Origin of the sequence: Aeromonas sp. sif2416 (assembly GCF_019218665.1) — a bacterium.
GTDB lineage: Bacteria > Pseudomonadota > Gammaproteobacteria > Enterobacterales > Aeromonadaceae > Aeromonas > Aeromonas encheleia.
The window spans coordinates 207,631-221,136 of record NZ_JAHUXC010000001.1 but is presented as its reverse complement, the minus strand read 5'-3'; the positions used below and the strand labels follow the sequence as shown (position 1 = coordinate 221,136).

The 13,506-nt window shown below is 61.4% G+C and carries 9 protein-coding genes and 2 tRNA genes; 8 read left to right on the top strand and 3 right to left on the bottom strand.

Annotated features, from left to right (window positions below; genetic code table 11):
- Positions 1-212 precede the first annotated feature (212 nt).
- The 6 genes from KW821_RS00985 (at position 213) to KW821_RS00960 (ending at position 8,204) form a co-directional block, all read left to right on the top strand.
- Positions 213-1,367, top strand: coding sequence for a sodium:phosphate symporter (locus KW821_RS00985; protein WP_042653939.1), 1,155 nt, complete (start codon positions 213-215; stop codon positions 1,365-1,367).
- A 230-nt stretch (positions 1,368-1,597) separates the two neighbouring features.
- Positions 1,598-2,068 carry an FKBP-type peptidyl-prolyl cis-trans isomerase gene (locus KW821_RS00980; RefSeq protein WP_218289948.1) on the top strand — a complete coding sequence of 157 codons (471 nt, stop codon included), beginning with the start codon at positions 1,598-1,600 and terminating at the stop codon, positions 2,066-2,068.
- 304 nt (positions 2,069-2,372) lie between these two features.
- Positions 2,373-3,140: a class III extradiol ring-cleavage dioxygenase gene (locus KW821_RS00975; RefSeq protein ID WP_218289947.1), complete on the top strand. Its 768-nt coding sequence runs from the start codon at positions 2,373-2,375 to the stop codon at positions 3,138-3,140.
- A 183-nt stretch (positions 3,141-3,323) separates the two neighbouring features.
- On the top strand, positions 3,324-6,551 hold the full coding sequence (locus KW821_RS00970; RefSeq protein WP_218289946.1) for a response regulator: 3,228 nt from the start codon (positions 3,324-3,326) through the stop codon (positions 6,549-6,551).
- A gap of 274 nt (positions 6,552-6,825) precedes the next feature.
- Entirely contained in the window at positions 6,826-7,161 is a 336-nt protein-coding gene (locus KW821_RS00965) for a DUF3302 domain-containing protein (RefSeq protein WP_042653942.1), read from the top strand.
- A 5-nt stretch (positions 7,162-7,166) separates the two neighbouring features.
- Positions 7,167-8,204, top strand: coding sequence for an HlyD family secretion protein (locus KW821_RS00960; protein ID WP_218289945.1), 1,038 nt, complete (start codon positions 7,167-7,169; stop codon positions 8,202-8,204).
- Between the two features lie 621 nt (positions 8,205-8,825).
- On the opposite strand, the gene KW821_RS00955 is transcribed toward KW821_RS00960, so the two are convergent.
- Positions 8,826-9,026, bottom strand: a complete 201-nt coding sequence (locus KW821_RS00955) for a YbfA family protein (RefSeq protein WP_218289944.1) — start codon at positions 9,024-9,026, stop codon at positions 8,826-8,828.
- Between the two features lie 214 nt (positions 9,027-9,240).
- On the opposite strand from KW821_RS00955, the gene KW821_RS00950 reads away from it, so the two are divergent.
- Positions 9,241-9,534: a hypothetical protein gene (locus tag KW821_RS00950; protein WP_218289943.1), complete on the top strand. Its 294-nt coding sequence runs from the start codon at positions 9,241-9,243 to the stop codon at positions 9,532-9,534.
- 75 nt (positions 9,535-9,609) lie between these two features.
- Here KW821_RS00950 and KW821_RS00945 read toward each other — a convergent pair.
- Both KW821_RS00945 and KW821_RS00940 read right to left on the bottom strand, forming a co-directional pair.
- Positions 9,610-9,683 (bottom strand) — tRNA-Cys (locus KW821_RS00945).
- Positions 9,684-9,740: 57 nt separating this feature from the next.
- Positions 9,741-9,816, bottom strand: a tRNA-Gly gene (locus tag KW821_RS00940).
- 248 nt (positions 9,817-10,064) lie between these two features.
- Here KW821_RS00940 and KW821_RS00935 point away from each other — a divergent pair.
- Positions 10,065-13,502, top strand: coding sequence for an ATP-binding protein (locus KW821_RS00935; RefSeq protein WP_218289942.1), 3,438 nt, complete (start codon positions 10,065-10,067; stop codon positions 13,500-13,502).
- Positions 13,503-13,506: the final 4 nt, after the last annotated feature.

Genomic DNA, 13,506 nt, shown 5'->3' with positions numbered 1-13,506 from the left:
GCAGCATATAACCCTGAGATCTCAGTGCAAGGCTGAGGGCCGGTTGTGGGCCGGATGGCGCCATATCCGCTTTTACTCCGACACTTTTTGTCTGCGACGAGCCGCGCCGCCCTGTCACCAAATCATCATAAAAGTGTCACTTTGTCATATTTCTGTCATGGAGCCTTGCTGTAATGCGCCCGTCCACTCTTCACAGACTGCCCAGAGGCACCATGCACAGCACCCCATCTTCCGCACAACAGCAGACCCGTCGTACCGGCCCACTGTTCAACTGGCTGGCTGTGATCACCCTGATCTACCTCATCCTGGTCGCCGTCGGCGCCGTCTCCCACGGCTTCAAGGGCTTCTCCGGCGGCGCCGAGGGCGCGGCCCAGATCTTCGCCTTCGCCAACAACCCCTTCGTCGCCCTGCTGCTCGGCATCCTGGCCACCGCCCTGGTGCAATCGTCCAGCACGGTCACCTCGGTGATCGTCGGCCTGGTGGCGGGCGGCCTGCCCATGGAGATGGCCATCCCCATGGTGATGGGCGCCAACCTCGGCACCACCATCACCAATACCATCGTCTCCCTCGGCCACATCCGGGATCGCGCCGAGTTTCGCCGCGCCTTCGCCGCCGCCACGGTACACGACTTCTTCAACCTGCTGGCGGTCTTCATCTTCCTGCCGCTGGAGCTGATGTTCGGCCTGCTGCAACGGAGCGCCGAGTGGATCGCCAGCCTGCTGATGGGCTCCGCCGACATGTCGATGAAGGGGATGGACTTCATGAAGCCCCTCATCTCGCCGGCACTGGATCTCATCGATCAGGCCGTCGCCATCCTGCCGGGCAAGGGCCCCGCCATCGCCACCATCTGCATCGGTATCCTGCTGATCCTCGCCTGTGTCACCAGCCTGGGCAAGGTACTGCAACAGGTCATGGTGGGCCGTGCCAAGGAGCTGCTGCACAAGGCGCTGGGCCGTGGCCCGCTGACTGGCATCGCCTCCGGTACCCTGGTCACCGTCATGGTGCAGTCCTCCTCCACCACCACCAGCCTGATGATCCCGCTGGCCGGCGGCGGCGTGTTCAGCACCCGTCAGCTCTACCCCTTCACCCTGGGCGCCAACATAGGCACCACCATCACGGCGCTGCTGGCGGCCACCGCCATCAGCGGTACCGGTGCCCAGCTGGCACTGACCATCGCCCTGGTCCATGTGCTGTTCAACCTGTTCTCCGTGGCGCTCATCTATGGCGTGCCCTTCCTGCGCGAGCTGCCCATCAAGGCCGCCGAAGGGCTGGCCCGAGTGGGCAGCGAGAACAAGCTGCTGGCCCTTGGCTACGTGGCCGGGCTCTTCTTCGCCCTGCCGGCGCTGATGATGGTGGCGGCCAAGTAATAACGTCTGATGGCACCAGGGGAGGGTCACCTTCACCCCCTGGTCATTTGTCTCGCCTGGGAGCGCCATCCAGCCAATCCAGACGACAGAAGAAGAGGGGCAACAATCGCTCCCTCCTCCTTTGTCAGCCCGCTCACATCCGCCGGCGGCGCGGCTCGCCCTGCGCCCCTGGCTGGGATAAGATGCGACTCTCATTGCACTCTTTGCATTTCAGGGAATAAGGAAAACCAATGAAGTTCATTCTGATCGCGCTGCTGGTTGCCGGGGTGGCCTACTACTTCTACTCCAGCGCCAACAACAAGAAACTGGCGGAAGAGAACGTGCGCCAGGGCGCCGAGTTCCTCGCCGGCAACAAGGAGAAGCCACTGGTGACCACCACGGCCTCCGGCCTGCAATATGAGGTACTGACCCCGGGCAGCGGCACAGTTCACCCCACCGCCACCAGCAAGGTGAAGGTGCACTACGAGGGCAAGCTCTTGGACGGCACAGTGTTTGACAGCTCGGTCGCCCGCGGCGAGCCCATCGAGTTTGGCCTCAATCAGGTGATCAAGGGCTGGACCGAAGGGGTGCAGCTGATGGTGGAAGGGGAGAAGACCCGCTTCTACATCCCCGCCAACCTGGCGTATGGCGATAGAGCCGCTGGCAAGATCCCGCCTGGATCTGTACTGATCTTCGATGTGGAGCTGCTGGGCATCCAGTAAGCCCCAAGGCTCAACCGCCATCAAAAACCAAGGCCAGCGCTCACACGCTGGCCTTGTCGTTTCTGCCCATCCCCCATTTCACCGCGCTCTCTGGCCGAGCCACCCTGGCAGGCTCGCGTCCACCCGCCAGCGCCTCGAGCCGACCAGACTATCAACCCATGGTGAACAGTGCTTATACATGGCAGTAGATTGTTAACCATTATTCCCGGGCAGATAATGACCTCATCCTCAGTGGCCCCCGCCCTGATCCCGTTTCCCGCGGTGCCGGCCGACCCTGCCGAAGCCGCCAACAAGGAGTCTCATCATGGCTATCGCCCCCGTCTGGTTTATCTCCCACGGCGCCCCGGATCTGGTTCTGCGTGACCAGCCGGCTACGCAATTTCTAACGAAATTGCGCCTCGGCGACATCAAGGGGCTGGTGGTGATCTCGGCCCACTGGTTCAGCCGCGGCGAGCCGCAGCTCAACGTCGAGCCCAGCCCGGCGCTGATGTATGACTTCTACGGCTTCCCCGCGCCCCTCTACCAGATCCGCTGGCCCGCCAAGAGCCCGGCCTGGCTGCAGGAGGCGGTGAGCGATCAGCTGCTGCTGGCCGGCCTGCCGGCCAGCCCGGTGCGGCGCGAGCTGGATCACGGCGTCTGGTCGCCGCTCTCCCTGATGGATCCCCAGAGCGCCACCCCGCTGGTGCAGCTCTCCATCCCGGCCAGCTTCACCCCGGCCCAACTGTGGCAGCTGGGGGAGGCCCTGCAGGCCCTGCGCGAGCAAGGGATCGGCATCCTCGCCTCCGGCGCCATCACCCACAACCTGCGCGCGCTCGGGCCGGATGACAGCCCGGTGCCCGACTGGGCAAGCGCCTTCGTCCGCTGGCTGGAGCAGGCCATGAGCGACGGCGATCGCACGGCGCTGGAGGATTATCGGGCCCGGGCCCCGGGCGCGGTGGAATCCCATCCCCACGACGATCACCTGCGCCCGCTGTTCGTGGCGCTGGGCGCGGCCGGCCAGGACAAGCCCCACAAGCTACACGACAGCTGGGACTACGGCAGCCTCTATATGGGTTCCTACCGGTTCGGCTAGGGCGACGGGGATGAGCGGCGGCTGACAAGGCGCATCGATGGCGGGCCTGTCCCGCCATTTTTTCCTGTCGTTCCCGCGGGGAAATGCCGAAGAAAGGGACTGGTTTTGCGATAATTCCGGTAGAATGACCGCTTTCTGGTGCATTTGACCGACAAGGATGACTGTCGCAACCCGGGTGACATGATGAACCTGCTTCGATCGCTGACCCTGCTGTGCCTGCTGTTCGCCCAGCCCGCGCTGGCGCTCACGCTGCACAGCCGCCACTACATACAGCACACCGACTCCCCCCGGCTCCCGGCCGAGCAGCGCTGGCTGCAGCAGACCGCGCAGCTGCGCGTCGGCATCCTGCACCACGACTATCGCCCGTTCAGCATGACAGCCTCGGACAGCCGCTTCGAGGGGATCTCCGCCGACTATCTCAACATCCTGGCCAAGGCCCTGCAGAAACCGTTGGTGCTGCGCCGCTTCGAGGACAAGGAGAGCGCCCTCGCCGCCCTGCGCCAGGGTGATGTCGACATCGTCAATCTCGGCAACCTGACCCTGGCCGACGGGGATCGGAGCGGGATCCGCCTCAGCCGGCGCTACTTCAGCAACACCCCCGTCTTCTCGGCGCCAAAGCAGCGCCAGGATCCCCTGCTGACCCCCGGGCAGAGCGTCGCCACCGTGCGGGGCTTTATCGATGAGCAGGCGTTCAAACGCGACTACCCCCTGCTCAGCCTGGTGACCTACCCCTCCAACGTGGCGGCCTTCGACGCCGTCTTCTTCGGCCGGCAGGATGCGCTGCTCAGCGACATCCACTCCATGTATTACCTCAACAGCGAGCGCTTCGACAAACTCAGGCGGCGCGGCGCGGCGCCGCCGAGCCTGGTTTCCGACGGCTTTCGCTTCGCGGTCTCCGCTCGGGCGCCGCAGCTGCTGAGCCTCATCAACCGCACCCTGCGCGATGTCGACGACATCACCCGCAACCTCATCTTCAGCCAGTGGAACGGGCCCATCCGCGACATGATCGACAACCCGGCCGATCTCTATGACGCCGCCGAGCTGGCCTGGTTGCGCAAGGCCCCCCCCATCAAGGTCTGGCTGATGGACGATCTCTACCCTTATGGGGTCAAGGATTATGATGATCAGCTCACCGGCATGACAGTCGACATGCTGGCCAAGGTGAGCAAGCGCACCGGCCTGCGCTTCGAGTTCGCCTCCTTCGGTTCGGATCGCCAGCGCAACAACGCAATGCGGGATGGCCGGCTCGATCTCATCGGCGCCATCTCCCAACCCGTGGCCGAGAGCTATGGGCTGCGCCCTTCCCTGCCCTATGCCAGCGACGACATCTATGTGATCCTCGCCCAGCAAGCGGATCGGACCACCTCCAGCCTGCAGGATCTGGCCGGCAAGCGCGTCGGCATGGCCCACTACCATCCCCTCGCCGCACGCCTCGGCAGCAGCGAAGTGAGTTTCATGGAGAGCGCCGAGGAGGCGATGCAGGCGCTCAACCGGGGCAGCCTCGACGCCGCCATAGTGCCGCTCTACTTCGCCCAGCATGCGGTGGACGGCCACCGCCTGACCCGGCTGCGCATCGCGGGCCCCGCCGACGACGAGCCGATCCGCATGGGCTTCGCCAGCCTGGCGGACAACGACATGCTGATGAGCATCCTCGACAAGACCATCCTCTCCATCTCCCCCAATGAGCTGGCAATGATGAGCTACGAGTGGCGCAACCGTAAGCTGCCGGCCCCCACCTTCATGGAGCGCCACGCCGACTACTTTTACCTGCTGTTTGCGGTCCTGTTTGGCCTGGCCCTGCTGCTGCTGTACCGCAATCGCATGCTCAACCGGCTGGCCCGCTCGGAGCAGGCGTCCCGCCAGCAGCTGGAGGCCCATGTCCGCTTCATCGAGGCGCTGGGGGAGAGCCTGCCCCACCCCATAGTGGTGCGGGACAGGAGCGGCAAGGTGCTGCTGTGCAACAGCAAGTACCTGGCGCTGCTCAATGCCCAGCCAGGCGCCGTGCTGGGCAAGCCCCTCATCGAGGGCCTCCGTGGCCGGGTCGATGCCGATGCCCTCGCCGGGCTGGAGCGGGACTTCGCCAAAGTACTGCGGGATGGTGAGCCCATCTTCGCCGATCGCGTCTTCAACAAGGGGGATCACAGCAAGTGCATCTATCACTGGATGGTGCCCTACTGTGACAGCCAGGGGGTCATCAGCGGGGTGATCAACGGCTGGATCGACATCACGGAGCGCAAGGCGATGGAGAGCGCGCTGCGTCTGGCCAAGGAGCAGGCCGACAGCGCCAGTCGGGCCAAGAGCGACTTCCTCGCCACCATGAGCCACGAGATCCGCACCCCCATGAACGCCATCCTCGGCATGCTGGAGCTCGCCATCCAGGATCCGGCGCTCTCGCCCCATACCGGCGAGCAGTTGCGCATCGCCTCGGAATCGGCCAACGGCCTGCTGGATCTGGTCGGGGATGTGCTGGATATCTCCAGCATAGAGGCGGGTCAGATGACGCTGGCCCCGCAGCCGTGTGCGCTCACGCCGCTGCTGCAGTCGGTCGCCCAGGTGTTCGCCGGCATGGCCGAGCAGAAGGGGTTGAACTATCGCATCGAGCTCGCGACCCAGTCGTTGCCATTGGTGCTGGTCGACCCCTTGCGGCTGCGCCAGGTAGTCTTCAACCTGCTGAGCAACGCCATCAAGTTCACCGAGCGCGGCGAGGTCAGTATCCGGGCCACCCTGGAGGGGGAGCACGAGCAGGCCCCAGTGCTGCGACTGCGCATCAGCGACAGCGGGGTCGGCATCCCGGCCGACAAGCTGCCACTGCTGTTCACCCCCTTCTACCGCGCCCACTCTCCCTATCAATACGCGGGCACCGGCCTTGGCCTCAACATCGCCAGGATCCTGTGCCAGATGATGGGGGGCGATATCGGGGTCAGCAGCCAGATCGGCGTGGGTACCCGACTCGATGTCAGCCTGCCGCTGACGCCGGTGGTCTCGGCCCTGCCGTCGCCAGAGAGCCTGATCAGGCAGGAGGAGGCCGAACAGACGCCACTGCGGATCCTGGTGGTGGATGACAACCATGCCAACCAGACGCTGCTGCGCCAGCAGCTCAAGTACCTGGGGCACGAGGTGAGTGTGCGCAGCAACGGGCTGGAGGCGCTGCGTGCCGTCGGCAGCCACCACTTCGATCTCGTCATCACCGACTGCCAGATGCCGACAATGGATGGCTTCGAGTTGACCCGCCGCCTGCGTGCGCGTGGCCATGAGCTGCCCATCTGGGGCTTCACCGCCCACGCCCTGCCCAGGGAACGGGAGCTCTGCCTCGCCGCCGGCATGGATGAGTGCCTGTTCAAGCCCATCGGCCTAGCCCGCCTGCGCAGCGTGCTGGCCGGGCTGAGCCGATCGGAGCGGCGCGAGTCTTGATGGGAGGCCAGTTGCTGCCAGGTCAGAGCTGGATCCCGATGGGCGATAGATGGGAGAGAGGCAGCTCTGGCTGGCGGCTTGAAACTGAAACGCCTAGAGACGGGGAGCGAGACGGCAACCGCCTGCAACTCGAAGTGAAGCGAGAAGAACTGCCAGGGTGACATGAAGTACCAAACCTCTTCAGGGTATGTTCACCCCTCTGTGTTAAAAGCGATATGGGCATAACAGGTGACACCAACGAGGGATAAAGCTGCAAAACTGTTGAGGTTTAGAAATGCTACTTGATTACTTTGCGTTAGGGGTCTTGGTATTCGTCGTCTTGGTGTTGTTCTACGGCATAATCGTCATTCACGATATTCCTTATGAAATAGCCAAACATCGTCAGCATCCCCATCAGGATGCCATTCATGTGGCTGGCTGGGTCAGCTTATTTACTCTGCATGTTATTTGGCCATTCCTTTGGATCTGGGCCACCCTCTACCGCCCCGAGCGGGGGTGGGGGTTCGTTCAACGCTTAAAGAAGGATGAAGAGGACATTTCAGCGCTCAGGCAAGAGCTCGCCACGCTGCAAGCCCGCATGGCGACGCTCGAACAGAATGAGAGAGGGTGATAGCCATGGACCTGCTACTGATCCTCAGCTACGTTGCTTGCGCTACGGGCATATTCAAGATATTCAATCTCCCGCTCAACAAGTGGACCCTGCCGACCGCCGTGCTCGGTGGTTTTTTTCTCGTGGGTGGGCTCATCGTTCTGATGAACTACAACCATCCCTACGCGTCAATAGCGCGTAACTACTATGTCTCCACGCCTATTGTGCCGCTGGTGAAAGGTCGTGTCAGTGAGGTGCCCGTCCAGGCAAATCAGATGATCAAAAAGGGCGATGTACTGTTTCGCATTGAGGCCGAACCCTTTGAACAGAAGGTGGCCAGCTTGGCCGCAAGGCTCGCATCCAATCGGGAGCAACTCAAATCCATTGATGCCAGGCTCCGCTCCGCCAGCCTGGATCGTGACCGAGCACTGGCATTGGTGAATCGTGGCATCGGCAAGCGGCGTGACCTCGATATGACCCAGGCTAATGTGGATGACATTACGGCCCAAATAGACCAACAGAAGGCCATGATCGTAGACCTGCAAGCCCAACTCAACGAGGCCAAGTATGAGCTGGAGCAGACCGTGGTCACGGCTCCCAGTGATGGCTATGTTTCTCAGTTGGCGCTTCGTCCCGGTATGATTGCGGCCCCTTTTCAATATCGCCCCGTGATGAACTTCATCCACCAAGATGATACTACCTATGTTGGCTGGTTCTGGCAGAACAGCATGCAGCGCTTAGCCGAAGGGGATGAAACCGAAATTGTAATAGATGGTATCCCTGGTCGGGTCTTCACTGCTGAGGTGATGTCTGTCATACCGGCGTTGGCGGCCGGGAATGTGCAGGCGAACGCCAGTCTGATCGATCAGACATCGGCCCAGACACCAGGGCGCCTGCCTATTGCTCTCAAGATCACGGATCCTGACTGGCCCAAGTATCAGGTTATTGCGGGCTCCAGCGGTCAGGCCGCCATCTATACCAAGTACTTCACCCAGGTTTCCATTATCCGCAAAGTGCTGTTGCGAATGACGAGTTGGCTTAACTATCTGTTTCCCTTTCACTAGCGCCGCGGCGGAACCAATGGCGGCCCGGAGTCCATTCGGGTCGCCTGAATGTGGGAAACAATCCTCTAAATATGTCTGACGTGGGCACAGGCACAACAACAGGTCAGCTACGTCTCGTTAGCAGGATTCCATTCTTGTCTGCGCGCCAACACCATGAGGGATTCACTTATGAACCGTTTACAACAGCAATGGACCTTGATCAGTCCATAGAGGGATATCTGTGAAAATATGCTTATGGTTCCTCGTAGCCAACTATTTTCTCGTGCTCTTTGATGTGTCCGTCCATCGCTCAGACGAATACTCAATTCTGGCTACTTACTACATCTTCTACCCCTTTGTATTGGTGCTTAGCATTGTGTGTGAGATCGTGTTCATTGCCAAAAAGCAGTGGGTATATACCACGATAAATGCCGTCCTTGGCGTCGCCACTGTCGTCATTGCGGACTACCTCGGCAGATAATCCCCACCAAATAAAAAGCCCCAGTCAAAACTGGGGCTTTTGCTTCCGATTATCTCAACGTGGTCAATGCGTGGACACGATAAGAAACAAATCATTTAATTTCATATAGTTAAAAATAAAAAAGACAGCCTTGGCTGTCTTTTTTTATGCGAGGAGACGGTTCAGTAGAAGATCCGCTCGCCCCGTTCGCTCATCTTGAGCCACACCGGCTTGGTGCTGGTCTTGCTCCAGATGCGGTGCAGGTAGCTGTAGAAGCGGGCGCGATCGCTGCGAAACAGCATCACCGGGAAGGCCAACACGCCCACCAGCAGCACGAAGATGCGGCGAAGGATTATCTGAGTCAGAGAGAAGGGATGAAACATGATTTAACGCCTCACTGGTAAGACCACTGAGCAAAGATTACTCCACAATTTGTAGGATTACTACACCAATAAGCCCATTTTTTTATAAAAAAACCGCCTAAAAACCAAAAAGTGAAACCGGGTTACATTATTTAACCAAAGAGTAACAAGGCTGGCAAAAACCACTCCTTGGACAAGAGTTAGTGCATGGGCAGGGAGATGAAGGAAGAAGAGGATGAAACTGGCAGAAGTCGCGGTCCTGAGCGTGCTGGGCCTGCTGATCTGGTCGGAGTGGCAGGAGTGGCGACTCAACCAGCATGACGCCATCACACTGGCGTACCAGGGGGTGCCTACCGTCAGCCTGTGGCAATGCGGTCAACTGAGACAGAAGATGGCCGATCTGACCGAACACTCCGCCGAAATGCAATTTCAATACCGGGGGCAATCTCTGAGCGACGTGAGTCACTATCTGCAGAGAGAGTGGCGCCAGCAGGGCTGCGAGCAGTTACTCACCCAGCAAGGATATTAAAGACAAGGAGGTATGCCGAAGAGAGGTTTCGAGACTGAAACAGGCATGGAAGACGAAGAAAACAGAGGAAGAATATGGAGGCACGTTCCGGAGTCGAACCGGACTAAACGGATTTGCAATCCGCTGCATAACCGCTTTGCTAACGCGCCATGCTGACAAGGCTGATTGCCTTGAAAGTGATACCCATGGTTGGTGCCATGAGAAATTGGAGCGGGAAACGAGACTCGAACTCGCGACCCCGACCTTGGCAAGGTCGTGCTCTACCAACTGAGCTATTCCCGCCTGACTGCCATGTGCCAGTTGCCTGACAACGAGGCGCATTATACGTACCCAGAGCACGGGCACAACCCTTTTTTCTGACTTTCAGCACTTTTCCCGGTCGTTTGCTCAGGCTTTAAACGCCTTGGCCGAAATTCCCTCGGCCCGCTGTGACTCCGTAGGCGAATTCAAGATAAAGTCATTGAAATGATTAGTCTTTAATCAGAGACTTGTCGCGTTTAGTAACTGGATTCTCAATTGAAAATCACAAGATGAAATGGACCTTCAAGCCTCGTGGGCTCAGAGCCCAGCTGATGCTGGCTTTTTTCATGTTAGGCCTGGTGCCCTTCCTGGTCGTCACCCTGTTTTTCCTCTATAGCCACGGCAAGGACCTCACCACCCAGACCTCCAATCATCTGGTGTCGGTGCGCAATATCAAGAAGAGCCAGCTGGAAGACTACTTCGGCAACCTCAAAGAGCAGATCATCAACTTCTCCCAGCAGGATTTTGCCGGCAACAGTATCGGTCGTTTCTATGGCTTCACCGGGGCCTTCGAGAAGCTGGGTACCACCCCGCAGGAGGCGCGCGCCCGTGCCCAGGCCCGCTATGTGCCTGGCTCCTGGGATCAGTTGCAAAAACCCGACAGCAAGGTGGACATAGAGCCCTCCATCAGCGCCCTGATCCTGGCGGACGAGATGTACGGCCGGGTGCATCAACGCTTCCACCGCGGCTATGCCGACATGGTGCGCAAGTCCAACTACAGCGACATCTTCCTGGTGGATCTCAACGGTGACGTGGTCTATTCGGTCACCAAGCATGCCAACTTTGCCACCAACCTGCTCTCCGGCCCCTATCAGGCCAGCGGCCTCGGCGACACCTTCGCCAAGATCAAGCGCCGGCTCGATGGTGGTCAGAAACCCCAGCAGATCTTCGAATTCACCGATTTTGGCCGCAACGAGCTGACCGGCCAGGTGGTCGCCTACCTGGCCGCCCCCGTCATGCAGTACGACTATGTGCGCGGGGTGGTGATCTTCGAGCTGCTGCCGGACAAGCTCAACCAGATCATGGCGGAGCGGGAGGGACTCGGTGAGACGGGGGAGACCATACTGGTCGGCCCGGACAAGCGGATGCGGGCCAATGCCTGGCTCGCCCCCGAGTTCAGCGTGGAGAACAGCTTCAGCCCGAACTTCCGACCGCTGCAGACCCCGCTGGTCGTCAAGACCCTCTCCGGTGAGCAGGGGGTCGGGCTGTTTCGCTCCTATCACGATGACGAGGTGCTGGCCGCCTACACCCAGGTCAAGGTATTCGACACCGAGTGGGCCTTCGTCGCCGAGATCTCCACCAGCGAGGCCTACCGCCCCATCCGCCAGCTGGAGACCCTGGTCATACTGCTCGGTGCCGGCTCCCTGCTGCTGCTGATCCTGTTCTCCCGCTGGCTCTCCCACTCCATCACGGCGCCGCTGCGCTCCCTCACCGCCGCCGCCGAGCAGGTGGCCGACGGTGCCCTGGATCACCCCATCAGCATCGCCCGTACCGACGATGACATCGACCGGCTGGCCCAGGCGTTTCGTCACATGCAGCGCTCGGTGAAGGACAAGATAGAACTCATCGAGCGCCAGACCCAGGAGCTGCAGCAGCAGGTCAAGCTGACCCACAAGCAGAACCTGAGCCTGCAACAGGCGGACAAGCTCAAGGATGAGCTGCTCGCCAACACCTCCCACGAGCTGCGCACCCCCATCCACGGCATCAAGGGGATGGCGGAGTCCATGCTCGCCAGCCAGCAGGACCTGACCGAGGGCCAGCAGAAGCAGCTCGGCCTCATCATCAAGAGTGCCGACGGCCTGGCCCGCCTGGTGGACGATCTGCTCGACTATCACCAGATGCGCTACGGCCAGCTGGAGATCCATCCCCAGCCGGTCTCCTCCAAGGGAGTCATCCGGCTGGTGCTGGATCTCTGCCAGCATCTGGTGCAGGCCAAGCCGCTCACCCTGGTGGACATCAGTCCGGCCGAACTGCCGCCGGTGCTGGCCGACGAGCAACGGCTGGAACAGGTGCTCTACAACCTGGTGGGCAACGCCATCAAGTACACCCCCCAGGGCAAGGTGGTGCTGAGCGCCCTGGTGGAGGGTCAGTTCCTGCGCATCAGGGTGACCGACACAGGCATCGGCATACCCCGGGAGCATCTGGAACACATCTTCGAACCCCTGGTGCAGATGAGCCCGGAGCTGAGCAAGCAGGGAGCCGGCCTCGGCCTCTCCATCACTCGCCAGCTGGTGCATCTGATGGGGGGCGAACTCAGCGTGGAGAGCGAACCGAGCGTCGGCTCCACCTTCGCCTTCACCCTGCCGCTCGCCAGCGGCAAGGCGGGCAGCCTGACCCTGGACAGCCGCCAGATGGAGCATCAGCTGGTGCGCCAGCAGCCACTGATCCTGCCGGACTGGGACAGCGATGACCTGCCGCCACCGCCGGCCGATGCGCCCCTCATCCTGGTGGTGGATGACGAGCCCATCAATCTGCACATACTGCGCCACCTGCTGCAGCCCTGCGGCTACCGCATCCTGCCGAGCAGCGACGGCCACGACGCCCTCGCCAAGCTGGCCCAGGAACCGGTCGACCTCATCCTGCTGGACGTGATGATGCCGACCCTGTCCGGCTTCGACGTCTGCCGCCGCCTGCGCGAGCAGCATCCCAAGGACAAGCTGCCGGTGCTGCTGCTCACCGCCCTCAACCAGCCCAAGGACATCGAGGAGGGCTTCAACGCCGGGGCCAACGATTATCTGGTCAAGCCGTTCTGCAAGGAGGAGCTGTTTGCCCGGGTCAGGGCGCTGCTGGAGGCCAGTGCCGGCCGTGCCTCCCTGGTGGAGAACCGGCTGCTCAAGCAAGAGATAGAGCACCGCCTCAGCCTGCAGGCACAGCTGCATCAGGATCAGGAGCGGCTGCTGACTCTGCTGGGGGAAGGGGCGGATCCCATGGTCTTCATCGACGAGCAGGGCATGGTGCTGTTTGCCTCCCGCGTGCTGGCGAGGCTGCTGGGACAGGAGCCGGAGGCCATGGAAGGCTTGCCCCTCGACGAGTGGCTGGCGACCCCCCTGGCGAGCCAGTGGCCCGACCTGACCGCACGGCCGGAGCAGGATCTGAGCTTCCTGGTGGCGGGTCAGAAGGATGAACTCAACGCCCGTGCGCTGCCCATCAGCCTGGGTGGTCAACGCGCCTTCGCCCTCACCCTCAGCACCGAGTCCCGCCAGGATGACAACCGGGTGATGGCGCTGGAAAACGCCCTCAAGAGCCTGTCGCGCCAGGCCATCATAGAGGATGGTCAGCTGCTGGGTGAACTCAGCCGGCTCGGTGGCGAGTTCCGCTCCCTGGCGGACAACCTGATCCGCCAGCAGGATGACGAGCCGCTGCGCCGGGCCCTGGTGGACACCATGCGCCTCACCCTGGACGCCTGGCAGCAGAGCACCGGCAAGGGCAAGATAGTGCTGGCGGAGAAGAGCAAGCTGTGGCGCGTCTACATGGACAGATCCAGCCCCCAGACCCGCACCCTCGACAAATACCTGAGCCTGGACACCCTGCCCAAGGCCCCCCGCTGGAAGACGGTGGTGGCCAGCGCCGAATACGTGCTCAAACAGTGTCCGCTGAACGAGGTGCAGCAGCAGAGCCTGCACCAGAGCACCCAGCTGCTGCGCCAGCTCGCCAGCCGCAAGGGCTGATGGC